Origin of the sequence: Achromobacter marplatensis (genome assembly GCF_002209535.1) — a bacterium.
Lineage (GTDB): Bacteria > Pseudomonadota > Gammaproteobacteria > Burkholderiales > Burkholderiaceae_B > Achromobacter > Achromobacter marplatensis.
Map to the genome: position 1 here is coordinate 283,855 of NZ_NJIG01000005.1, position 21,013 is coordinate 304,867.

At 65.8% G+C, this 21,013-nt stretch carries 21 protein-coding genes and 4 tRNA genes; 11 read left to right on the forward strand and 14 right to left on the reverse strand.

Going from position 1 to position 21,013, the window contains the following annotated elements:
• The first annotated feature begins 4 nt into the window (after positions 1 to 4).
• On the forward strand, positions 5 to 919 hold the full coding sequence (locus tag CEY09_RS14065; RefSeq protein WP_088589080.1) for a GntR family transcriptional regulator: 915 nt from the start codon (positions 5 to 7) through the stop codon (positions 917 to 919).
• A gap of 79 nt (positions 920 to 998) precedes the next feature.
• Here CEY09_RS14065 and CEY09_RS14070 read toward each other — a convergent pair whose 3' ends face one another.
• From CEY09_RS14070 to CEY09_RS14090, 5 genes are read right to left on the reverse strand one after another with little or no spacing between them, the layout of a single operon-like run.
• The gene (locus tag CEY09_RS14070) at positions 999 to 2,504 is read right to left on the reverse strand and encodes a class I adenylate-forming enzyme family protein (protein ID WP_088589081.1); all 1,506 of its coding nucleotides are present in this window, start codon (positions 2,502 to 2,504) and stop codon (positions 999 to 1,001) included.
• Between the two features lie 9 nt (positions 2,505 to 2,513).
• Complete coding sequence (locus CEY09_RS14075; RefSeq protein ID WP_088589082.1) at positions 2,514 to 3,248, reverse strand: CoA-transferase subunit beta; 735 nt, start codon at positions 3,246 to 3,248, stop codon at positions 2,514 to 2,516.
• Positions 3,241 to 4,074, reverse strand: coding sequence for a CoA transferase subunit A (locus CEY09_RS14080; protein WP_088589083.1), 834 nt, complete (start codon positions 4,072 to 4,074; stop codon positions 3,241 to 3,243). The genes CEY09_RS14075 and CEY09_RS14080 overlap by 8 nt, the downstream gene beginning before the upstream one ends.
• Before the next feature lie 31 nt (positions 4,075 to 4,105).
• A complete protein-coding gene (locus CEY09_RS14085; RefSeq protein ID WP_088589084.1) occupies positions 4,106 to 4,828 on the reverse strand; it encodes an enoyl-CoA hydratase/isomerase family protein in 723 nt (240 codons plus the stop codon).
• The gene (locus tag CEY09_RS14090; RefSeq protein WP_088589085.1) at positions 4,825 to 5,994 is read right to left on the reverse strand and encodes a CaiB/BaiF CoA transferase family protein; all 1,170 of its coding nucleotides are present in this window, start codon (positions 5,992 to 5,994) and stop codon (positions 4,825 to 4,827) included. Before CEY09_RS14090 ends, CEY09_RS14085 begins: the two co-directional genes overlap by 4 nt.
• A gap of 300 nt (positions 5,995 to 6,294) precedes the next feature.
• Here CEY09_RS14090 and CEY09_RS14095 point away from each other — a divergent pair, with 300 nt between their 5' ends.
• Together CEY09_RS14095 and CEY09_RS14100 are read left to right on the forward strand one after the other, a co-directional pair.
• Positions 6,295 to 7,260, forward strand: coding sequence for a Bug family tripartite tricarboxylate transporter substrate binding protein (locus CEY09_RS14095; protein ID WP_088589086.1), 966 nt, complete (start codon positions 6,295 to 6,297; stop codon positions 7,258 to 7,260).
• Entirely contained in the window at positions 7,257 to 8,918 is a 1,662-nt protein-coding gene (locus CEY09_RS14100) for an FAD/NAD(P)-binding protein (protein ID WP_234818301.1), read from the forward strand. Before CEY09_RS14095 ends, CEY09_RS14100 begins: the two co-directional genes overlap by 4 nt.
• Here CEY09_RS14100 and CEY09_RS14105 read toward each other — a convergent pair.
• Both CEY09_RS14105 and CEY09_RS14110 read right to left on the reverse strand, forming a co-directional pair.
• Positions 8,827 to 9,591, reverse strand: a complete 765-nt coding sequence (locus CEY09_RS14105) for an IclR family transcriptional regulator (RefSeq protein WP_006225528.1) — start codon at positions 9,589 to 9,591, stop codon at positions 8,827 to 8,829. The genes CEY09_RS14100 and CEY09_RS14105 overlap by 92 nt on opposite strands.
• A 77-nt stretch (positions 9,592 to 9,668) precedes the next feature.
• On the reverse strand, positions 9,669 to 10,295 hold the full coding sequence (locus CEY09_RS14110) for a cysteine dioxygenase family protein (protein ID WP_088589088.1): 627 nt from the start codon (positions 10,293 to 10,295) through the stop codon (positions 9,669 to 9,671).
• Positions 10,296 to 10,464: 169 nt separating this feature from the next.
• On the opposite strand from CEY09_RS14110, the gene CEY09_RS14115 reads away from it, so the two are divergent.
• From CEY09_RS14115 to CEY09_RS14130, 3 genes are all read left to right on the forward strand, one after another.
• A complete protein-coding gene (locus CEY09_RS14115) occupies positions 10,465 to 11,250 on the forward strand; it encodes an SIR2 family NAD-dependent protein deacylase (protein WP_088589089.1) in 786 nt (261 codons plus the stop codon).
• An 864-nt stretch (positions 11,251 to 12,114) separates the two neighbouring features.
• On the forward strand, positions 12,115 to 12,714 hold the full coding sequence (locus CEY09_RS14125; RefSeq protein WP_088589275.1) for a helix-turn-helix domain-containing protein: 600 nt from the start codon (positions 12,115 to 12,117) through the stop codon (positions 12,712 to 12,714).
• A gap of 94 nt (positions 12,715 to 12,808) precedes the next feature.
• Positions 12,809 to 13,057 (forward strand): hypothetical protein, encoded by a 249-nt coding sequence (locus CEY09_RS14130; RefSeq protein ID WP_175216741.1) that lies wholly within the window; start codon positions 12,809 to 12,811, stop codon positions 13,055 to 13,057.
• 9 nt (positions 13,058 to 13,066) lie between these two features.
• On the opposite strand, the gene CEY09_RS14135 is transcribed toward CEY09_RS14130, so the two are convergent.
• Positions 13,067 to 13,951: a LysR family transcriptional regulator gene (locus CEY09_RS14135; protein ID WP_088589091.1), complete on the reverse strand. Its 885-nt coding sequence runs from the start codon at positions 13,949 to 13,951 to the stop codon at positions 13,067 to 13,069.
• 144 nt (positions 13,952 to 14,095) lie between these two features.
• Here CEY09_RS14135 and CEY09_RS14140 point away from each other — a divergent pair, with 144 nt between their 5' ends.
• On the forward strand, positions 14,096 to 14,692 hold the full coding sequence (locus CEY09_RS14140; protein WP_088589092.1) for a short chain dehydrogenase: 597 nt from the start codon (positions 14,096 to 14,098) through the stop codon (positions 14,690 to 14,692).
• A 149-nt stretch (positions 14,693 to 14,841) separates the two neighbouring features.
• On the opposite strand, the gene CEY09_RS14145 is transcribed toward CEY09_RS14140, so the two are convergent.
• Positions 14,842 to 14,918 (reverse strand) — tRNA-Arg (locus tag CEY09_RS14145).
• A gap of 184 nt (positions 14,919 to 15,102) precedes the next feature.
• Between CEY09_RS14145 and CEY09_RS14150 the strand changes: the two genes are divergently transcribed.
• Entirely contained in the window at positions 15,103 to 15,333 is a 231-nt protein-coding gene (locus tag CEY09_RS14150; protein ID WP_006225521.1) for a DUF3079 domain-containing protein, read from the forward strand.
• A gap of 136 nt (positions 15,334 to 15,469) precedes the next feature.
• Here CEY09_RS14150 and CEY09_RS14155 read toward each other — a convergent pair.
• Together CEY09_RS14155 and CEY09_RS14160 are read right to left on the reverse strand one after the other, a co-directional pair.
• Positions 15,470 to 15,546, reverse strand: a tRNA-Arg gene (locus CEY09_RS14155).
• 125 nt (positions 15,547 to 15,671) lie between these two features.
• Positions 15,672 to 15,748 (reverse strand) — tRNA-Arg (locus CEY09_RS14160).
• Positions 15,749 to 16,012: 264 nt separating this feature from the next.
• Between CEY09_RS14160 and acpA the strand changes: the two genes are divergently transcribed.
• The gene (gene acpA / locus CEY09_RS14165) at positions 16,013 to 17,749 is read left to right on the forward strand and encodes an acid phosphatase (protein WP_088589093.1); all 1,737 of its coding nucleotides are present in this window, start codon (positions 16,013 to 16,015) and stop codon (positions 17,747 to 17,749) included.
• 51 nt (positions 17,750 to 17,800) lie between these two features.
• Here acpA and CEY09_RS14170 read toward each other — a convergent pair whose 3' ends face one another.
• Complete coding sequence (locus tag CEY09_RS14170) at positions 17,801 to 18,604, reverse strand: ankyrin repeat domain-containing protein (protein ID WP_088589094.1); 804 nt, start codon at positions 18,602 to 18,604, stop codon at positions 17,801 to 17,803.
• 9 nt (positions 18,605 to 18,613) lie between these two features.
• Entirely contained in the window at positions 18,614 to 19,132 is a 519-nt protein-coding gene (locus tag CEY09_RS14175; protein WP_088589095.1) for a DUF2199 domain-containing protein, read from the reverse strand.
• Positions 19,133 to 19,240: 108 nt separating this feature from the next.
• On the opposite strand from CEY09_RS14175, the gene mnmH reads away from it, so the two are divergent.
• Together mnmH and CEY09_RS14185 are read left to right on the forward strand one after the other, a co-directional pair.
• Complete coding sequence (mnmH, locus tag CEY09_RS14180; RefSeq protein ID WP_088589096.1) at positions 19,241 to 20,287, forward strand: tRNA 2-selenouridine(34) synthase MnmH; 1,047 nt, start codon at positions 19,241 to 19,243, stop codon at positions 20,285 to 20,287.
• A gap of 61 nt (positions 20,288 to 20,348) precedes the next feature.
• The gene (locus CEY09_RS14185; protein WP_175216738.1) at positions 20,349 to 20,789 is read left to right on the forward strand and encodes a GNAT family N-acetyltransferase; all 441 of its coding nucleotides are present in this window, start codon (positions 20,349 to 20,351) and stop codon (positions 20,787 to 20,789) included.
• A 127-nt stretch (positions 20,790 to 20,916) separates the two neighbouring features.
• Here the strand turns inward: CEY09_RS14185 and CEY09_RS14190 are convergent.
• Positions 20,917 to 21,009: transfer RNA gene (locus tag CEY09_RS14190), tRNA-Ser, on the reverse strand.
• Positions 21,010 to 21,013 lie beyond the last annotated feature (4 nt).

Genomic DNA, 21,013 nt, shown 5'->3' on the forward strand with positions numbered 1-21,013 from the left:
TCCCATGGCGCCCGCCACGCACGACGCATTGCCCGTTCTTGATCGCACAGGAGACATCCCGCTGCACGCCCAGGTGGCGACCCTGCTGCGGGGCTATATCCGGACGAACAAGCTCGCGGCTGGCGCCGTGCTGCCCAGCGAGGCCGCGCTGTGCGACCGCTTTGGCGTCGCGCGCAGCGTGGTGCGCCAGGCGCTGGCCGCCCTGGCCACCGAGGGACTGATCCAGCGCGAGACCGGGCGCCCCGCGACGGTGGCGGCGCCCCAGGAACACCGGCGGCTGGTGCAGCGCTCAACCGGGCTGTACGAACAGTTTGCCCAATCGGGTGTCGCCTTGCAGACCCGAGTACTGGCGTTTGCACGCGCCGAGCCGCCCGATGACGTCGCCTCCTTTTTCGGTACAACCCAGTTGCTGATGCTGGAGCGCCTGCGCCACGTGGCAGACGCCCCGTTGGCCTACGTGCGTACCTGGCTGCCCGCCGACGCGGTGCCCGGCCTGCGTGCCGATGACCTGACCGATGCGTCCTTGCACGGCGTGCTGACGCGACGCTTCGGCCTGCGCCCGGGTGCCGGCCGCAACCAGATCCGTGCGGTTGCCGCAGACGACCGGCTGGCCGGCTTGCTGGATACCCGGGCAGGCACACCGCTGCTGATGCTGCAAGGCCAGGGCATGGACCAGCACGGGCGGCCGCTGGAATGGTTCACGACCTGGCACCGCGCCGAGCAACTGGTGTTCGACGTGGATGTCAGCGTGGGGCACGAAAGCGTGCAGCCCCGGCTGCAGGACACCCCGGCCCAAGCCGAACCCGGCCATGCCGCCCCGGCCGGCATCGTGCCCGATGGGCATGACCCGCTGGCCCGCGCGCAGGCACTGGTGGCGGAACTTTCGGCCGAGCTGGCCCGGCTGCGCGGCAAGTCCTGATCGGATTTTGCGGGCCAGGGCGGGACGCTTGCCGACCTGACTTCCCCTACCCAGCCTGGCAACCTGCCCGCGCCATGCTTCAGGCGCTGGCAGCCTGCGCGGCCACCTGCCGCGCCAAGGCCTTGCGATCCACCTTGCCGACCGCATTTTCCGGCAGCCGATCGATCCACACGATATCGCGCGGCACATAGATGCGGCCCAGGCGGGCCAATACCTCGGCCTGGATCGCCGACGCCTGCAACGCGTCATCCACCATGCCATCGCCGTCACGCTGCACGAAAATCACCGGGACTTCCCCCAGGTCCTCATCGGGCGCGCCGACCACGCAGCACGCCGCCACGCCGGCCAAGCCGGTGACGACGCCTTCGATCAACGCCGGCGAAATGTTCTCGCCGCCCCGGATGATGACGTCCTTGATGCGGCCGGTGATGCTCAGATACCCCTGCTCGTCGAACCGGCCCAGGTCCCCGGTACGCAACAGCAAGGGCGCCCCGCCGTCCGCCTCGTCCACGCCCAGATAACCCAGCATCAGGCTGTCGCCTTCGATGCAGATCTCGCCTTCGCCGCCCGGTGCGGCCTGCGAGCCGTCCGGCAGCCGCAAGGTTACGCGCTGGCCCGCCAGCACCGTGCCCACCGAGCCCACGCGCCGCGCCCCGGGCGGATTCATCGTGGACGTGCAGGTCGCCTCCGACAAGCCATAGGACACCACCAGCGGGCAGCCCAGAAAGGCCTCGATACGCCGGTGCAATGCCTCGGTGATCGGCGCCGACCCGCAGCGTGCGAAGCGCAAGCCCGCCAGGCTTTGCGGGTCGAACGTCAATTCCAGCATGCGGGCGTACATGGTGGGCACGCCGGTGATGATGGTGGGCAGGAACGCGCGCAGCAGGCCTGGCATGTCGTCCGCCCGGAAGCGGCCGGCCAGCGCCACGCTGGCGCCCGCCAGCAGCGGCGTGAAAATCTGGTTGTTCAGGGCGTTGGTGTGATGCAGCGGCATCACGTGCAGCAGGCGGTCACCCGGCGTCAAGCCGGTGTGCGCCAACACGCCGCGCGCATTGTTCGCCAGGCCCCGGTGGCTGAGCAGCACGCCTTTGGGGTTGCCCGTGCTGCCGGAGGTAAAAAGCAGCAAGCCAGGGTCGGCTGCCGCGACGTCGCTGCCCGACCAATCCACCGGCCCCTGCTCGATGTCGCTGGCTGCCAGCAGGCGCGCGGGCGGCAGGCCGCAAGCCTCCGCCGTCGCGGCGTTGGCCACATCGTGCAGCATCCAGGCCAGACCCACCGCCGACACGCGCCGCGCCGTCTCCTCGACCGACAGGCGCGGCTCCAGCGGGCAAGGGCAGGCCCCCGCCGCCATCACGCCCAGGATGGCCAGCACTTGCGCCAACGAACGCTCCATCGCCACCGCCACGAAGGCGCCGCGCGGCACACCGGCGGCACGCAGGCCGCCGGCCACCTGCCCCACCCGGCGATACAACGCCGCATAGGTCAGCGTTTCGTCCGTCGTCACCATGGCGGGCCGCGCCGACCATTCAGGCTGGCGCCACGCGCGTTCGCACGCCGCCGCGAGCGTGGCTTCGGCAATCGTCATGGCGGCCTCCTAGCGCAGCGCGACGGCAGCGTCGCGTTCGAATTGACCGTCCTCATCCAGCTCGCGCAGCGCACGGGCTTCGGCCGCCGTGGGCGGTTCGGACGGCACGGCGCCGGTGGCGTCGAACTCGAACCCCGTGCGTTCGCGCACTTCAGACAGGCTGGACTCCGGATGCCACGACTGCAAGGCCAGCTTGCCATCGCGCTTCACGAACACGGCGATCGGCGTCACCACGCCATGGAAGCCGCCCCAGGACGTCATGAAATCCAGCTTCTGCACGAACGTGCGGCGCGAGTGTTCCGTGCGCCACGTGCACGCGCGCCGCGCCGTGGGCAGCATCACCGCCCCGCCCCCGCCGCCCGGCAGGCGCACCTTGGGCTCGTGCCAGTCGCCGATGCAGGAATTGTTGGCGCAACCCGCGCCGTCGATCTGCGCCGCCCCCAAGAAGGTCAGGTCCATGCGGCCCCGCGTGCACAGATCGTAGAAATCCTCGTTCGAGAAAATCGACGCCGTGTGCTCGGCCAGCACCGGGTCCGAGCTGGATATCGGAATGTGCGACGGCCGCGGATTCACGCCGCCGGCCACGTTGATGTAGACGAAGTCCCAGTCATAGGCGCGTTTCGCCAGCAGGCACGCCAGCATCGGCATCGTGGAATTGACGCCGCTGAACGTGATCTCGTCGGGGCGGATAAACCGCGCCAGGTTGGTGACGATGTAGGAAAAGCCCGACCATTGCTCAGCCATGATTGCCCCCTTGCGCTTCAGGCGCCGCGGCCAGGTGCGCTTGCAGATCGCTGTTCTTGTCCATGTATGCCTCTACCGCGGGATAGTCGATGGCGTAATCCGGCCAGCACGATCCCGGCCACGCGCTGCCCGGCGCCACGGCGTAGGCCTGCACCATGAAGTACGGCACCAGCGTGGATTCCGGCTGCGCTTCGAACACCGCGCTGTCGACGACCTTCTCGGCCACCACCAGCACGCTGCCCGCGGCGCGCGACATGATGCGGTCCCAATGCGCCGTGCCATGCACGCGCACATTGCCCAGCGCGTCCACTTCAGAAGCCTGGATCACGGCAAAGTCCGGACGAATGGCCGGCACGACATACGTCTTCTCGCCGCTGCCATAAGGGTCGTCCAGGCAGGCCCAGCCATTGAGCGCCGGCAAGCCGCTGCCATGCAGGCCGCCGCAAGGCTGGAACGGCACGCCGAACGCCGCCGCCCGCAACCCCGCTGTCAGGCTGGCGCAGGCATGCTCTTCCAACTCGACCTCGCGGCGCTCCACGGCGCGCCGATACCACGGCGCCAGTCCGAAGTTGCCTTCCATCGCCACGATGCCCGCGCGCACGCGGCGCAGCACGCCGGCGCGGCACAGGATGTCCACGTCGTAGCCGGGCGATTGCTTGATCAGTTCAAGATCGCGCTTGCCCTGGCGGATCAGTTCGCGCACGAACGCGAACGGCCCGCGGTGCAGGAAGCTGCCGCCCAGCGCAATGGATGCGCCATCCGGCACCAGCGCGGCCAGCTCCGCCACCGAGCACTGCTTGTTCTTTTGATTGAAACCCGAAGCCATTGTCTTGTCCTCCCCTGCTGATTCTTGGTCCCTAGCGCGCCTGCAGATAGGCGGCCACGCGGTCCTTCAACCCCGGCGCCGCCGCCGAACGCACCAGGCGCGCCAGATCGGCGTCCGGCGTCTCAAGCGACAGGGCCGCATACAGCTGGACCCGGCTGGCGTCCGTCAACGCGGCTGCCGTTTCCACCGCCTGTTGCTCGATTTCGGGCCACTCCTGCTGCTCGGCAAGCCGGCTGGCGAAGCCGTCACGCAACGCCTCTTCCGCATTGAACGTCGCGGCTTGCTCCAAGACCGTGCGGGCCCGTTCGGCGCCCACCAGCGCGGCAAAGCGGCGCGTGCCCAGCACCAGGCCGAACTTCAGCCCCGGCATGCGAAACGTGGCGTCCGGCGCGCTGATACGCCACTTGCACGCACCGAACAGGTCGACGCCCGCGCCGAAATTGCGACCATGCGCCAAGGCCACCGTCAGGCAAGGCGATGCCGCCAGGCGCTGCAGCAAGGTTTCGATGCGCACGAAGCGCAGCAGCAGGTCGCCCTCGCTTTGCGCCTGCCAGTCGCCGAAGTCGAAACCCGCGCTGAAGTTCTTGCCCTCGCCCTTCAGCACGATCAGCCTGGCACCCTGCGCCTCGGCCTCGTCCAGCGCCGTGATCAGCGCCTCCACCAATTCGGCCGACAGCGCGTTCATCTTCTCTGCGCGCGTGAGCGTCAGCACATGCCGCGCGCCCTGCTTGTCGATATGCAGAACGCCGCTCATGCCGTCGCCCCTTTCTTGGCGCCGCGCAAGGCGCCCAGCACCTCGTCGTTGTGTTCGCCCAGCGCCGGCGGACGCAAGCGCAGCGCCGTGGTCTGACCGTCGAACCGCACCGGCAGGCCAAAGGTGCGGGTCTGCACGCCGTTGGGCAGTTCCACCGGCTGCACCCACCCCATGTGCTCCACCTGCGGGTCGGCCAGCACTTCGGAATACGTGTTGATCGGCGCGCACGGCACGCCGGCTGCACGGAAGCGCGCCAGCCAGGTCTGCGCATCGTCATTGGCGAAGATGGCTTCAAGAATTTCGCGCAGCGCCGTCTGGTTGCGGGCGCGGGCGCTGGTGTCGGTAAAGCGGGGGTCGGCCAGCAGGTCCTCGCGGCCCACGGTGGCGCAAACGCCCTTCCACAGCGCTTGGTTGCCCGCGGCCATGCCGAAGTAGCCCCCCTTGCATCGGAACGCCTGGTACGGCGCGTTGCGCGGATGCGCCGACCCGAGCTTGACCGGGTCCTTGCCGCTGCCGAAGAACTCCGACGTCTGCAAGGCGGCGATGCCCAGCGTTGCGCCCAGCATCGGCACGTCGATGTGCGTGCCCTGCCCGCTGGCCTGGGCTGCGCGTAGCGCCGAAGCGATGGCGAAGGCGCCGTATAGCCCCGCTGAAAAGTCCGCCACCGGCACGCCGCATTTCACGGGTTCGCCGCCCGCCTCGCCCGTCACGCTCATGATGCCGCTCATCGCCTGGATGGTCAGGTCAAACCCGCCTTCCTGCGATCGCGGGCCCGATTGGCCGTAGGCCGAGATCGAGCAATAGACCAGCCTGGGATTGGCTTCGCGCAATTGCGCATAGCCCAGCCCCAACCGGTCCATCACGCCCGGCCGGTTGTTTTCGATCAGCACGTCGGCGGTCAGCGCCAGTTCGCGCGCCAGGGCCAGATCGCCCGGATCTTTCAGGTTCAGCGTCACCGACTTCTTGTTGCGGTTCAGGGACGCGAAGTTCTCGCTGTAGCCGTCGGAGATGGGCGGCCAGCTGCGCAAGGTGTCGCCGCCCTCGGGGTTTTCCACCTTGATCACGTCGGCGCCCATATCCGCCAACAACATGCCGCAAAACGGCCCCGCCGCGACATTGCAAATCTCCAGCACCGTGATGCCGGCAAGTGCCGAACTGGGTGTCATGTCTGACCTCTCGTTATAAAAATTCAATATTTAGGATTCGAAAAATATTATAAGAGCGCGGTTTGCAGGATGGCATCATGCCGGACGGATTTATGCCATTCACCCGTGTTTCCTAGTGCAATCCCTAGGTGACGCGCTTAATTGTTGACCAGCATATCACCGTGTGGAATTCTACGTAAACCATTTATTGGAATGCGAGTCCTATATTTTAGGACTTATAGAACAAGATCGCAGCGCCGCAAGCCCCCGCAGCCGCAGGGGCCCGCGCAGGACGGTCCGACCACACCAAGGAGACTCCCCATGAAGCAAACGTGGCGCATTGCGCTCGCCGGCGCCGTTCTGGCGCTGGCCGCCGGCCCTGCCCAAGCCCAGGCCTGGCCCTCGAAACCCGTGCGCATGGTCGTGCCGTTTCCCCCAGGCGGCGCCACGGATGCCGCCGCGCGCATCTACGCGCAACACCTGGGAGATTTCCTGGGGCAAGGCGTGGTGGTCGAAAACAAGGCGGGTGCGGGCGGCGAGATCGGTGCCGAATTCGTCGCCAAATCGGCGCCTGACGGCTACACGCTGCTGATGGGGGCCGTAGGCAGCCATGCTATCCACGCCGCCATGCCGGACAAGCCGGGCTATGACTTCGCCACCGCGTTTGTCGGCGTCTCCATGGCGACCAGCATGCCGATGGCGGTCGCCGTGAACAGCAAGGTGCCTGCCACGAACGTGCAGGAACTGATCGCGCTGGCCAAGAGCAAACCCGGCACCATCACGTTCGGATCGGCGGGCCCGGGCACGTCGCAACACATGGCGGGCGAACTCTTCCAGGTGGTGACGGGCACCCGCCTGATGCATGTGCCCTACCGTGGCAGCGGCCCGGCCATCACCGACTTGCTGGGCGGCCAGATCGACATGGTGATCGAAACCCTGCCCGCGCTCCTGCCGCAGGTCGCCAGCGGCAAGATCCGGCTGCTGGGGGTAACCACCGCCACGCGCGCCACCGCGCTACCCGACCTGCCCACGCTGATGGAGCAAGGCGTGAAGGATTATTCCGTCGCCACCGCCTATGCGTTGCTGGCGCCCGCCGGCACGCCGCCTGCCGTCGTCGACAAGCTGTCGGCTGGCATGCAGAAGGCCGCCGCCATGGCCTCGGTGCAGCAGGCCGCGTTGAAGCTGGGCGCCGATGCCGTGGCCACATCGCCCGCCGACACCAGCCGCGTGCTCAAGCAGGAAGTCGCCCGCTGGGCGGACGTGGTGCGCATGTCGAACGCCAAATGACGCCTGCCCACGCATCCTCCCCATCGATGGCCGCGGACCTGGCCATCGTGGGCGGCGGCTCGGTCGCCGTCAGCCTGCTCTACCAATTCCTGCTGGCACTGGAAGCAGCGGGGCGCGGCCCCGCCTCCCTCCCCTTGCGCGTTGCGCTTTTCGAACCGCAAGCGGAGCCGGGCCCGGGCGGCGCCTACCAGTCAGACCTGCCCAGCAATTTGCTCAACATCCCCGCCGGCAACATGTCGGCGCGGGCCGATCAGCGGATGGACTTCGTCGACTGGCTGCGCGAGCAGGATCCCGCCTGGCTGCGCGAAGCGGGCGTCGAGACCGTCGCTCCGTCGGACTTCCTTCCGCGGCCGCTGTTCGGCGCTTATATGCGCGCCGTCCATGCGCGTTGCCGCCAGTTGGCGCCATCGTTGGGCGTGACATTGCTGCATGTGCAAAGCCGGGTCCAACGCGTGTCGCCGCTGCCCGATGGCGGCGTCTGCGTGAATCCGGACGAGGGGCCGCCATGGCGTGCCCGCCATGCGGTACTGTGCAACGGCAACCTGCCTTCGCAGGCCTTTCCGCATCTGGAAGGCGCGCCAGGCTATTTCAACAGTCCCTACCCCGTCGCCGAATTGGCAAACACGATCGCGCGGGATGACGCCGTGTGCGTCGTGGGCACCAGCCTCAGCGCCGTGGACGCCATCGCCGCCTTGCAGCAATCCGGCCATCGCGGCCCCCTCCTCTGTGTATCGCGCAACGGGCGGTTGCCCTCCGTGCGCAGCCCCCACAATCAGCCGCCCGCGGCGTTGCGCCACCTGAGCCGCGACGGCGCCTTGCAACTGGCCGCACGCCACGGCGGGGCGCTGTCCGTCGAGGTCATCGCGCAAGCGCTGAAGGACGAGGTGCGGGCCATGGGCGGCCCGCTGGACGCCGACGACGTGCTGGGCCTGGACGCAGACGCGCACACGGCGCTGGAAGAAGAGATCCGCCGTTCTTCGCAAGCGGCCCGCCCCTGGCAAGCGGTGGCCGCCGCCACCAACGCGGCGGTCGATCAGATCTGGCATTTGATGCCCGCCTCTGAACGCCGCGTTTTCCAATCGCAATGGCGGTCCCTGTGGATGGCGCGTCGCGCCACCTTTCCGATGCGCAATGCGCTGAAACTTCAGGCGCTGTTCCAAAGCGGCCAGTTGCAGGTGCGGGCGGGTTATGTGGACAGCCGCTACGACCCGGCGGACCAGCAGTTCCAAACGCGCCTGCGTGGGGCCGATGGCCTCGTCACGCGGGCCAGCCGCCATCTGGTCAATGCCACGAGCTTCTCGGTAGATACCGCGGCCACCCGCGATCCATTGGTCGCCACGCTGCTGCAGGACGGCCATGCGCAGGCGGACCCGTTCGGCGGGCTGGCGCTGGACTACGAATCGGGCTGCCTGAAAGATGCGCGGAACGCGGTGCTGACGCAGATCTCGGTGCTGGGCAGCCTGGCCGGCGGCACCTACTTCTGGACCACGTCGATGGATGTGAACGCGCGCTTGGCGCGGGATCAGGCGCAGCGCATCGCACTGGCGCTCGCGCGGCCGGCGGGGCTTACTGGTCCAGAAAACCCCGCCGATAGCCCATCCCCTGCGAGATGGCCTGCGCACAGGCCGACACATCCGGCGCCAGCTGCTTCATCCTAGCGGCGCTCAGGCGGTCCAGCGGGCCAGAGATGCCCACGGCCGCCACGGGCTGGTCCAGGCTGTTGAACAGCGTCACGGCCAGGCCGCCCACGCCTTCGCGCCATTCGCCGCGGTTCACGGCGTAGCCCGCGCGGGCGATCTTGCGCAGCTCGTCTTTCAGCAGCGCCATGGACACGATGGTGGACGGCGTGTGGCGCACCAGTTGCTCGGCATAGCGTTCGACATAGCCGTCAGGCTGGTAGGCCAGCAGGGCCTTGCCGGTCGCCACGGCGTAAGCCGGCGCGCGGCCGCCCACCATGGAATAGGCCCGGATGGGCTGCGGGCTGTCGATCTTGTCGACGTAGACCACATCAAACCCGTCCAGTACCGACAAGTGCACGGTTTCACCCGTCTGGTCGGCCAGCGTGCGCATGAACGGGGCTGCCAGTTTGCGCACGTCAAGTTGCGCAAGCTGGCGCGCCGCCAGTTCGAACAGGCGCACCGCGCCACGGTATCCGCCGCCGTCATCGTCCTTGATGACATAGCCGGCGTGGATCAGCGTTTGCAATGTGCGATGCGTATTGCTGCGGGTGAGGCCAACCCGCGCGGCAAGCGCATCGATGGTGCGCGGCGGATTGTCCACGTCGGTCACCGCCTCCAACACCATCAGCCCCTTGAGCAGCGTCTTGTCCATGCTATTTTTTCCTAATATTTAGGACGGGAACATAGCATGAGACGCGGCGCGCGAACAGCGCTTTCGGGGCGCGGCGCTCAGCCTTTCAGCCCGGGGATGGTGGCACGCACGGCGGCGGACCGGTCCCACAGATTCGGCAGGCTGGGCGACGAATAGCCGGAGACAAACGGCTTGGGCTGCCCCGTCTGTGGATCATAGACATGGCGCGACACCGCACCGATGTTGCCGCCGTACAGGTGCACACTGATCGACACGCGATCCGCGAAGGCGTTGGACACGCGATGGATGTCGCCCTCTACAGGCGACAGGCGCTCGACGTCACCAGGCTGCAAGGTGGTGGCCTCGCCCGCGGGCGTCAGTTGGCCGTCCGGATGGCGCACGTAGCGCTGATTGATTTCGGCGCCGCGCAGCATGCCCACATAGCCCCAGACCTCATGGTCATGCACCGGCGTGAACTGCCCTGGTCCCCAGACGAAACTGACCAGCGAAAACCGCTCCAGCGGATCGCAATGCAGCAGGAACTGCTGGTAGTACTGCGGATGCGGCGTGGTACAGGCCTCGGGCAACCAATCGTCGTGGCGCACCAGGTCGGCGAAGGCCGCTTCCAGCGCCGGCGTCTGCGCCAGCCCGTCCGGGGTGGCCAAGCGCGTCGCGGTGGCGATAAAACGGCGAAGCCGGTCCAGACCGGGTGAAGCGTCGGGCATTGCGTGTCTCCGTGTCGGCGAGAAAATCCCAGATGAGAAAACCAGTATCCACCATTCGGGATACTTGCGCACGTTTATCCCTGTCGCGGTCACGGCGATGGGAGCCAAGCCGCGCTTGACAGGCCTGGGCGTAAGCGCGCAGCGTATCGGACTATCTTCCAGGTTGAAAATGACGAGTACTTATCAAGATATTCCGCCCACACTGGTGGAGACGTTACGCGGCGCGCAGCGCGTCGTCGTCTTCACCGGCGCCGGGATTTCCGCGGAAAGCGGCATCGCCACCTTCCGCGATGCCTTGACCGGTTTGTGGTCGCGCTTTGACGCGCAAGCGCTGGCCACGCCCGAAGCGTTCCGCGCGCATCCCGATGTCGTCTGGGGCTGGTATGAATGGCGCCGCGCACAAGCGCTGCGCGCCGAACCGAACGCCGCGCACCGCGCCATTGCGGCGTTGGCGCGCCACGTGCCCGAATTGATCGTCGTCACGCAGAACGTGGACGACCTGCACGAGCGTGCCGGCAGCCCTCAGGTAGCGCACCTGCACGGCAGCCTGCATGCGCCGCGCTGTTCATCTTGCGGTGCGCCGCAAGCGTTGTCCGGCGGCGTGTCTGAGGAGCCCGACGAAGGACGCCGCCTCGCGCCGCCCGCCTGCACGCGTTGCGGCGCGCCGGTGCGGCCGGGCGTCGTCTGGTTTGGCGAAAGCCTGCCTGCCGACGCATGGAGCGACGCGCTGCGCGCGGCCGAACAATGCGATCTGCTCTTCTCCATCGGCACGTCGGCGCTGGTCTACCCTGCCGCCGAATTGCCGCAACGCGCATTGGCCGCAGGGGCCACGGTCGTTCAGGTCAACCCGACCGTGACGCCGTTGGACCGGCAAGCGCACTGCAATTTGCACGGCGCTGCCGCCGACGTCATGCCCCGCCTGCTGGCAGCGGCCTTCGGCGCCACCGGCCGCTGACGGACGCATCGGCGCGGCTCCTCGTTCAGCCGCCGGCTCACCACTTGCAGCCGCGGTCCGTCAGGGTATCCGCCAGCAACATCGGCAACGCCAACAGCCCGCCGCCCGCGTGCGCGTCCTTACAGGAGGGCCGCGCAGCTTGGACTATGCCTTGAGCCAGCGCAGACGGCTGCTCGCGCGCCTTTGGCGCAAGGCGAAACACCGGCTCGCCCCGCGCGCGCGGCAGGCCCACCGCCTCGGCATCCGCTTCCCGCCAGCGAAAATCATGCGGCGGTGCGACGGCAGAAGACTGCTGCGCGCCCTTGCTCGGGACGGATGGGGTCGCGGAAGGCGGACGCGCGGAGGGCAATGCCGCCCGCCCCGACCGCGGCACGGGTACAGCGGCGAATTCCGATGCCTGCGTGGGTGCGGGCGCCGAACCCGGCGCAGTTGCCGGTGCCAGTGCTGGTGTCCGCCCAGAGGGCAATGCAGGCGCGGAATGCTTCGCCGGCAGCACCATCACGATCAGAGCGGGCTCCGCCTCCCGCGCGCTTGTCGGCGCAAGCCGGTCGGACCACCACAGCGCCCCCAAGCCCCCATGCAGGGCACAAGACAGCACCGCCGCCCACCCGGAAATCCTCCGCGATTGCCGTCTCAGCACATGCGCGCGTGGCGTCGCGGCCGCCTCTCCCACCATGCTCGACACTCAAGCTGCAAGCCCTTTCAAGCGGGCGACGCGCCGATGATAGCGTCATGTCTGGTGAAGATTTGTGAAGATCTTTAGGGCCGTTGTGGGGTAGAAACAAGGTTGCTGCAGCAGTCGAGGGGAAACCCCAAATCTCACCGCTTCGTCACCGGATTACAGTGGCGCAAGCTGTTTCGGCCGTGGAGAGCATCATCCCTTTTTCCTGGAGACTTCCCGATGTCTTTGTGCGCTCATCAGACGGTGTCTTGCATCGTGTGGTGCGCCACGCCACGACCACCGAAACCATCGCCAAACTTGAGAGCGTTCCCAGCAATTACCACCTGGATTGCGAGTGCATGCTTGATAACGGTGAAACGCTTTCCTGGATAGGAAATAACCAGTATCGTCAGACTAATGGCGGTGCGATCTACACCGCCGAATCCGATATCACGACGCCCCGAGGTGAATCCCGCAAAAGCGGCGCCGCAAAGCGAAGTGGGCCGGATGCATACAGGGCAACCCCGCACAAGAAACTGACTGCGGAGCGCGCCCCTTTACCACTAGCTGTCGTCAATCTAAAAACCGGCAACGATTGGAGCCTGATACGCGCCTGGCGCGAGCACCTCAATATCAGCACTGCGGATATGGCTGCCCGGCTTGGCGTGGACCACTCTATCTACATTGAATTGGAACGGCCGCGTCCACGGCCTCGCCAGGTCATCCTGGATCGCGTTTCGGAAGCATTGGGCGTGTCACCCGACCAACTCGATGATTCATTGTTAGGGGGACGTTTTCAGTAGCGCAGCGAGGGGATTCCCCTTGGCTTCGGAAATTGAAGCGTCCACGTGACTTTGGCGCCGCATGAAAGACGGCCCCGCGCAGGAGGTAAGCAGTATGCTCGGCACCGCAAGACGATTGACGGACGTGCTGGTCACGTCCCCCGATGGCACCCTGTATCGCATTGAACGTTTCGTGGCCGACCTTGACGCGTATTCCGCGCTGGGGACGTCGCGCTTTGATCCGAAGATGCATTGCATCTGTCGGACCAGTTCAGGCGAAAAAGTCACCTGGCTTGGCGGCCAGGCCTACGAGATGCTCAAGAACGGCATCTCGCTGACGGCGGTCGACCGACGACGGCGGTGAGCCCGTGCCCTACCGCGTGAATCGATCCACCAAAAAGTCCACGAAGGTCGTGAGCTTGGGCAACGCCTGCCTGTCCTTGGGATACAGCAGCGAGATCGGGCGCGCGGCGGGCCAGTACGGCTGCAAGATCGGCACCAGCCTGCCTGCGCGCACGTCATCGCCCAGCAACAGTTCGGGCTGCAGCACCACCCCAAAGCCCGCCAGCGACGCTTGCCGCAGCGCCTGGCCATTGTTCGACACGAACCGGCCGGTGGGATACCCCACCTGATTGCCATCCCCGCTGTTCAACTGCCAGCCAGTGCGACGGCTCCAATAGGAAAAATCCAGGCATTGATGCCGCACCAGGTCGTCCGGCGTGGCGGGCGTGCCGTAGCGCTCCAGATACGCGGGTGCCGCGCAGACGATCATCTGGTAGCGCCCGATCGTGCGCGCGACGAGCGTTGAATCCGCCGGCTCGCCGATCCGCACCGCCAGGTCATAGCGCGCCGCGACGATGTCTTCCACCACATCGCTCAGCACCAGCTCCACACTGACATCGGGATAGATGGACAGGTAGTCGGCAATGGCCGGCGTCAGCGCAAATGAACCGAAAGTCACGGTCGAGGTGATGCGCAAATGGCCCCTAGGCGTCAGGCGCAAGGCTTCGGCGCCCTGTTCAGCGTCGCGGATCTCGGCCAGGATGGTCTTGCAGCGCGCGAAATAGGCTTGGCCCGCCTCGGTCAGGCTTTGCCGGCGCGTGGTGCGGTTCATCAGGCGCACGCCCAAGCGGGCCTCCAGGCCCTTGACGTGCTTGGCCGCCATGGCCGCCGACATCTGGTGCCGCGCTGCCGCTGCGGTCAGGCTGCCCAGCTCCACGACCGCCACGAACACTTCCATGCTTAGCAACCGGTCCATGAATTACGCACCCTGAGTATGAAGTGTTTCCACCATTCCTGGATTTTTCCATGGAAATCGAACGGCGAGAATGCTTGCATGCACTGGCGCTCGGCCGGTGCGCCCCAAAGCCAACAGATTTCGGGCAATCCCCGGGAGACCCTTATGAAAATCATCCTTATCGGCGCCACCGGCACCATCGGCCGCGCAGTCGCACAAGAGCTCGGCCAACGCCACGACATCATCGCCGTGGGCAAGACCCAAGGCCAGTACCAGGTCGACGTGACCCGCAGCGACAGCATTCGCAACTTGTTCGAACGCGTGGGCAAAGTGGACGCAATCGTCTCCACGACCGGCACCCTGCACTTCGGCCCGCTGTCCGAAATGACGGCAGACCAGTTCAAGATCGGCTTGCACGACAAACTGCTGGGCCAGGTGGATCTTGCGCTGATCGGCCAGCACTACGTCAACGCGGGCGGCTCCATCACGCTTACCAGCGGCATCGTCAGCGACGAACCCATCCGCTTCGGCGCCAACGCCTCGGCGGTCAATTCCGCCATCGACGGTTTTGTGCGCGGCGCGGCCGTGGAACTGCAAGGCATCCGCATCAACTCCGTCAGCCCGACCGTGTTGCAGGAGTCGATGGCAAGCTATGGCCCCTACTTCCCCGGCTTCGAAGCCGCGCCCGCCAGCCGCGTGGCCCTGGCCTACAGCCGCAGCGTCGAAGGCGCGCAGACGGGGCGGGTGATCCGGGTGTGGTGATGCACGATTGACCTGCTGCAGCGGACTTGGCAGCAGTCGCCCGGACAAAAGAAAAGCGGCTTGATGGATGACCATCAAGCCGCTTTTTGTATTGCTTTTGCCTTTCGGCTGAACCGCGGCATCGTTGATACCGCGTGTTCAAAATAAGGTGGCGCGCCCGGCAGGATTCGAACCTACGACCCCCTGGTTCGTAGCCAGGTACTCTATCCAGCTGAGCTACGGGCGCTCCGAAAGAGGCGTGTTTATAACATGAAAAAATACCATCGTGCAAATCGGGGGCCGAAAACCCGCGGTTTTCCGGAATCCACGATGCCTTGCGCCAGATCAACGATGGTCTGCACCCTGCGCAGTACGCTGAATATGCAGCAACACAGGACCCGGTCCTGCCCCACCGCGCATGCAGGCAAACCATGGCCAAGAAATTTCCGATGTATCCCAAGCACCCCGAACGCATCTGCTGGGGCTGCGACCGCTATTGCCCGACCGACGCGATGAGTTGCGGCAACGGCTCCGACCGCACCATGCACCCCATCGAACTCCTTGGAGACGATTGGGCAAGCGTGGGGGATTGGGGATTCGAAGACACCGATGATGCGCGGCATGGCGCGCAAACTGCGGCCACACAGGCGCCACAGCACTGAATTTCAACGCGCAGTTTGAATGCGCAGTTTCAATACTGCAGACATGCGGGTGACCTTCCCCTCGCATGCACGCCATGCGCCGGAAAAACAAAAAGGCCTTCGATACGAGATCAAAGGCCTTTCCATTTTCTTTCTTTGGCGCGCCCGGCAGGATTCGAACCTACGACCCCCTGGTTCGTAGCCAGGTACTCTATCCAGCTGAGCTACGGGCGCTCCGACAAAGAGGCAAAATTATATCAGAATAATTAAGCCGTTGGGGCTGCTGCTGCCCCTATTTGCTTTTTCTTTTAGGTTTTTTCGCATCCTGCGTTCACAAGGAACATGGGGTACTGAAAACTTGGCGCGCCCGGCAGGATTCGAACCTACGACCCCCTGGTTCGTAGCCAGGTACTCTATCCAGCTGAGCTACGGGCGCATCAAAAAGCAAGCCTTGAATAATAGCGTTGTTTCAGAAAACGTGCAAGTCAGGGGCGAGAATATTCCATACCGATCCGCATCGCGGCGCGCTGCACACGGCTGCCTGCCTCCCCTGCGTACAGCTTTCTGACAGCGGATGGTCACACCGATAGAACGTTGGCTCTTTAGCCTAGCGGCCGTTAACGATGCCGGCTGTCATCCGGCGATCCCGTGGCGCAATGACAGTGCGCCACGTTACCCGCAAGCTCAAGAGTCCATCCCCATGTCTGACAAAGAAAAGAACACCGGCGCGCCGTCCGCCGCCACCACGGACGCGGAATCTCCCGTACGCCCCACGCGCCGCGGCTTCCTGACCGGCATCGCCGCGCTCGGCGCCAGCGCTGCAGCAATGGGCGCCTTGTCCGGTTGCTCAAGCGATGACGACGATGACAGCCCCGCCACGCCCACGCCGGATCCCACGCCGACGCCCACTCCCGCGCCGGATCTGACCCAGCAGTTGCGTGCCAACGTGAAGACGGTGGTCGTGATCTTTGCCGAGAACCGCAGCTTCAACAACTTGTTCGCCAATTTCCCCGGCGTGGAAAAACCGCTGTCCGCATTGACCGCGGCTGACTACGCGCAGAACGACCGCGACGGCACGCCGCTATCCGTCCTGCCACCCGTGTGGAACGGCATGGTGCCCACGTCGCAACAGGCCAACCACATCACGTACCAGGTCGCTCAAGCCGCACCCTACATGAACAATCTGCCCAACGCGCCATTTGCGCTGCTGGGACCGCAGGGCGAACCGCTGCCCCAGGGCGTCGTCACGCGTGACCTGTGGCACGTGTTCTATCAGAACCAGATGCAGATCAACGGCGGCAAGAACGACCGCTTCGTCGCGTGGGCCGACTCCGGCGCGCTGGTCATGGGCCACTACAGCGATTCCGCCTACAACCTGCGCCTGTGGAAGCTTGCCCAGGAATTCGTGCTGTGCGACAACTTCTTCCAGGGCGCATTCGGCGGTTCATTCCTGAACCATCAATATCTGGTCGCGGGCCGTCCGCCCTTCTACCCCGATGCGGCTGATTCGGTCGCCAAGACTCAGATCGCGCAACTGCAAAGCGCCGATCCCGCCGATCCGCGACTGCAGCCCAAGCCCGCATCGCCCGCAAGCGCGCTGACTGGCATTCCGCAATTCGGCGCCAGCGCGCTGACGCCGGACGGCTACGGCGTGAATACCATGGCCCCGCCCTACTGGCCTTCGTTCAGCCGCGACGCCACCGACCCGACGCTGGCGGACGCCACCAATCCGCAAACGATGGTGCCGCAAACTCACAACAACATCGGCGACCTGATGACCGCCAAGGGCCTGGACTGGGCCTGGTACGCGGGCGGCTGGCAAGCCGCCGTGGACTCCACGGCCAACACGGGCTTTCCGTCGTCGCCTAATTTCCAGGCGCATCACCAGCCCTTCAACTACTTCAAGAGCACCGCACCCGGCACCGCCGCGCGCACCGCGCACCTGCGCGACGGCGGACTGGGCGACCTGTCGTCCACCAACAAATTCCTGGCCGACGCCGAAGCCGGCAAGCTGCCTGCGCTGACGTTCTACAAGCCACAAGGCAACCTGAACATGCACGCGGGCTACGCGGACGTGGACTCGGGCGACCGCCATATCGCCCACATCGTCGACAGCCTGCGCAAGAGCGCGCAGTGGGAGAACATGGTGGTGGTGGTCACCGTCGACGAAAACGGCGGCTGGTGGGACCACGTGGCGCCTCCGCAGGGCGATCGCTGGGGTCCGGGCACCCGCGTCCCCGCGCTGGTGATCTCGCCCTTCGCCAAGAAGGGCACCGTCGACCACACGGTGTACGACACCGGTTCGATCCTGCGTCTGGCGACGCGCGTGTTCGACCTGCCGATGCTCGAAGGCCTGAAGGCACGCGACGACGCGATGTCGGCACGCGGCCAGCACCCCATGGGCGACCTGAGCAATGCGCTGACGTTCAGCGCCTGAGCGCGGTTGCCGACGGCGCGCGCGGCGCGTGCGCCGTCGGCCTTCGGCGACCTAGAAAAGCGTGAGCGTGGGCCGCCGGGCGCTGCTGCCGTTCCATGCGGCGGGCAGCCCGGCCGCCTCCGCGGCGCGTACGATCAGTTCCCCTACCCGCACCATGTCGGCATCCCCGCCTTCCGGCGCCCCCCAGAACGCCAGTTCCAGCCGCCCTTCCCTCTTGGCGCGGTTGCGGTCCTGGCGCGTATAGAAGCAGAATCCGTGCAGGCCGGCGGCTGCACCGCCGCGCTCGTGAAAGATTTCCGAGCAATCGGCAAAGCCATCCGACTGCGTCGTGCCCGCATCCTGGAGGGCCACCAGCCCCGCCTGCGTCAACGATGCAAACAACGCATCCAGCCGCGCTTGCGCGTCGCGCCATTGCGCGGCAGTGAGCTTGACGGGTTCCGGCTCAGGCTCCGGCACTTCCAGCGCCACGCCGGTCAGCGCGGACAGCAGCTCCTGCACCTCGGGCATCATCGCGTTCACGGTGATGTGATTGCCATGGGCATCGCGGATATCCGCGCGGGCGCCCGCGTCGATCAACAATTGCACCGCGTCCGTGCTGGGCGCGAACTCGGCCGCCAGATACAGCGCCGTGCGCCCTTCACGATGAAATTCCAACGGGCTGCCGGCGTCGACCAGCAGCTTCAACACCGCGAGGTTCTCGGAGATCTCCGTGTCGTTGGCGCCCATCGCGGCCTGCTGCAACGCCGTGAATCCATACGCATCGACCGCCGCCGGGTCCGCGCCCGCGTCCAGGCAAGCCTGCACCCCTTTCACATCGCCGCTGCGCGCGGCGTCGAATATCTTGCTGAGTTTCAAAGGCGGCTCCTAGATCTGCGCGTCGCCCGCGCCGTGCACAAGCATTGCATAGATTTCCGCGACCCTTTCCACCGTGATGCCTTCGCGTTGCTCGACGGCAAGCGGGTGGTTGGTCGGCTCCAGTTCAATCGATGGCCTGACCCCGCCATCGCGCAAATGCACGTGCGTCTTCAGGCTCAACGTATCCGGATAAGGCGCCAACTGCGTATTCAGCCAGCCGAACAGAGGCGGTGTCTGCGCGCGTTCAGAGGCGTCGAAAGTGCGTACCCAGGTTTCGAAGCTGGCCAGGCTGACCGACACCCATACGCCCCACACAAAGGGCTCGGGATGGCCATGGATGGGCAGCTCGATGCAGCCCCGCACGAAGAAATGCTCCTCGTCGATCACGCAGTCGTCGCTGCCCAGGTCGCCGCGCTGCTGGCGCTCTTCCGGCGCAAGGCGGTAATAGCTTTCAGGCGCGTCGGCGCCAAAGCTGGGCAGGCCGTGATGGACCTGATCGCACGAAGCGCATTTGAATGAGAATTCCATATTCCGGGCAGGCAGGGAGAATGCGCAGATGATAGCAACCGGCACGGCGGGAAAGCTTTATCCTAGGGAGTTCTTCCCATTCATCGCATCCCCGAAACGGCTCCTCACGTGAAACACCTGCTCGCCAGCTTGGACAAGCTGGCAGATTTCGACGAAATCATCGATGTGCGCTCGCCGCTGGAATACGCCGACGACCATATTCCCGGAGCGATCAACGCGCCCGTGCTCAGCAACGAAGAACGCGCGCAGGTCGGCACCCTGTACCGTCAGGTCTCGCCCTTCGAAGCGTCGCGCACCGGTGCGGCCATCGTGGCGCGCAACATCGCGCGGCATCTGGAGACCACCTTCGCCGACCGGCCGCAAGGATGGCGCCCGCTGGTCTATTGCTGGCGCGGCGGCAAGCGCTCCGGCTCGATGACCGTCATGTTCAACATGATCGGCTGGCGCGCGCGCCAATTGGACGGCGGCTACAAAACCTACCGCGGCGCCACACTGCAGGCGCTGGACACGTTGCCCGCCGCGCTGCGCTGCGTAGTGCTGGTCGGCCCCACCGGCAGTGGCAAGACGCGGCTGCTCAACGCGCTGGACCAGGCGGGCGCGCAGACGCTGGACCTGGAACAGCTGGCCTCGCATCGCGGCTCGCTGCTGGGCGCCCTGCCCGGCATCGCACAACCCTCGCAAAAGCGCTTCGACACGCTGCTGGCCGCGCGCCTGCGGGCGTTCGACGCCAGCCAAGCCGTGTACGTGGAAGCGGAAAGCCGCAAGATCGGCTCGGTCGCGCTGCCGCCCGCGCTGCTGCAGGCCATGCACCGCGGCGCCTGCATCGAAGTCGTCTCCTCGCGCGAAGACCGCGCCGCGTTCCTGCAGCAGGATTACGCGCAGCTGTTCGAAAACCCGGACTGGCTGAAAACCCAACTGCAACGCCTGCTGGGCCTGCACAGCCGCGACGTCATCAACGGCTGGCTGAAGATGGTGGACGAAGGCCGGCGCATCGACCTGGCCCGCGAACTCATCGACCGCCACTACGACCCCGCCTACGCTCGCAGCAGCCACACGCACTTCACGCAATTGCCGCAAGCCACACGGATGGCTTTTCGGCCGAATGACGCTGACGGAGTAGAACAAGCCCGTGCGCTCTTGAAGGCGTTGGCGTAAATCTATCAACGACGCCCCGCCCGCAGAACTCTCAATCTTTCGCACAAGGAACCCGGCAACCATGACCGAACCACGCAGCAATATCCTGCTGGAAATCAGACGGCTCACGCCCGCAGAATGGAGTCACGCCTACCCCGTGATCGCCCAACTCCGATCGTTGGACGAAGCAGAATTCCTGGCGCGGGTGCGCCGCCAATCGCATTCAGGTTACGAACTTGTCGCGGCCTTTCTGGGCGGAAAGATCATCGGGATCTTGGGGATGCGGCCCGTGCACACACTGGCGCGCGGCCCCCACCTGCATGTTGACGACCTCGTCGTAGACGCGGCGGTGCGTGGCAGTGGTGCAGGCCGGGCCTTGATGGACTACGCTGAACGCGACGCTCGCGCTCGCGGCATGACGGCGGTGTTTCTCGATGCGCGGCCGGATGCCGTTGCGTTCTACGAACGGGAGAACTATCAGCTGCATGCGGCGCCTTCGATGAAGAAGGTGCTTGCGCCCTGAAGGAAAACGCGGCCAAGGCAGGCCGCCGCGCAGATAACCTCAACCCATGAAAAAACCCCGCAATCACTTTCGCGATTGCGGGGTTTTTATCTTCAGCACTGGCCAGAAGCCAGTACTAAAGCTTATCTGGCGGAGACGGTGGGATTCGAACCCACGATGCAGTTTTTAGCCACATACTCCCTTAGCAGGGGAGCCCCTTCAGCCTCTCGGGCACGTCTCCGAAA

Coding starts and splice junctions, on each gene's coding strand:
- CEY09_RS14065 (WP_088589080.1), top strand. CDS start 5: ATGGCGCCCGCCACGCACGACGCATTGCCCGTTCTTGATCGCACAGGA.
- CEY09_RS14070 (WP_088589081.1), bottom strand. CDS start 2,504: ATGACGATTGCCGAAGCCACGCTCGCGGCGGCGTGCGAACGCGCGTGG.
- CEY09_RS14075 (WP_088589082.1), bottom strand. CDS start 3,248: ATGGCTGAGCAATGGTCGGGCTTTTCCTACATCGTCACCAACCTGGCG.
- CEY09_RS14080 (WP_088589083.1), bottom strand. CDS start 4,074: ATGGCTTCGGGTTTCAATCAAAAGAACAAGCAGTGCTCGGTGGCGGAG.
- CEY09_RS14085 (WP_088589084.1), bottom strand. CDS start 4,828: ATGAGCGGCGTTCTGCATATCGACAAGCAGGGCGCGCGGCATGTGCTG.
- CEY09_RS14090 (WP_088589085.1), bottom strand. CDS start 5,994: ATGACACCCAGTTCGGCACTTGCCGGCATCACGGTGCTGGAGATTTGC.
- CEY09_RS14095 (WP_088589086.1), top strand. CDS start 6,295: ATGAAGCAAACGTGGCGCATTGCGCTCGCCGGCGCCGTTCTGGCGCTG.
- CEY09_RS14100 (WP_234818301.1), top strand. CDS start 7,257: ATGACGCCTGCCCACGCATCCTCCCCATCGATGGCCGCGGACCTGGCC.
- CEY09_RS14105 (WP_006225528.1), bottom strand. CDS start 9,591: ATGGACAAGACGCTGCTCAAGGGGCTGATGGTGTTGGAGGCGGTGACC.
- CEY09_RS14110 (WP_088589088.1), bottom strand. CDS start 10,295: ATGCCCGACGCTTCACCCGGTCTGGACCGGCTTCGCCGTTTTATCGCC.
- CEY09_RS14115 (WP_088589089.1), top strand. CDS start 10,465: ATGACGAGTACTTATCAAGATATTCCGCCCACACTGGTGGAGACGTTA.
- CEY09_RS14130 (WP_175216741.1), top strand. CDS start 12,809: ATGCTCGGCACCGCAAGACGATTGACGGACGTGCTGGTCACGTCCCCC.
- CEY09_RS14135 (WP_088589091.1), bottom strand. CDS start 13,951: ATGGACCGGTTGCTAAGCATGGAAGTGTTCGTGGCGGTCGTGGAGCTG.
- CEY09_RS14140 (WP_088589092.1), top strand. CDS start 14,096: ATGAAAATCATCCTTATCGGCGCCACCGGCACCATCGGCCGCGCAGTC.
- CEY09_RS14150 (WP_006225521.1), top strand. CDS start 15,103: ATGGCCAAGAAATTTCCGATGTATCCCAAGCACCCCGAACGCATCTGC.
- acpA (WP_088589093.1), top strand. CDS start 16,013: ATGTCTGACAAAGAAAAGAACACCGGCGCGCCGTCCGCCGCCACCACG.
- CEY09_RS14175 (WP_088589095.1), bottom strand. CDS start 19,132: ATGGAATTCTCATTCAAATGCGCTTCGTGCGATCAGGTCCATCACGGC.
- CEY09_RS14185 (WP_175216738.1), top strand. CDS start 20,349: ATGACCGAACCACGCAGCAATATCCTGCTGGAAATCAGACGGCTCACG.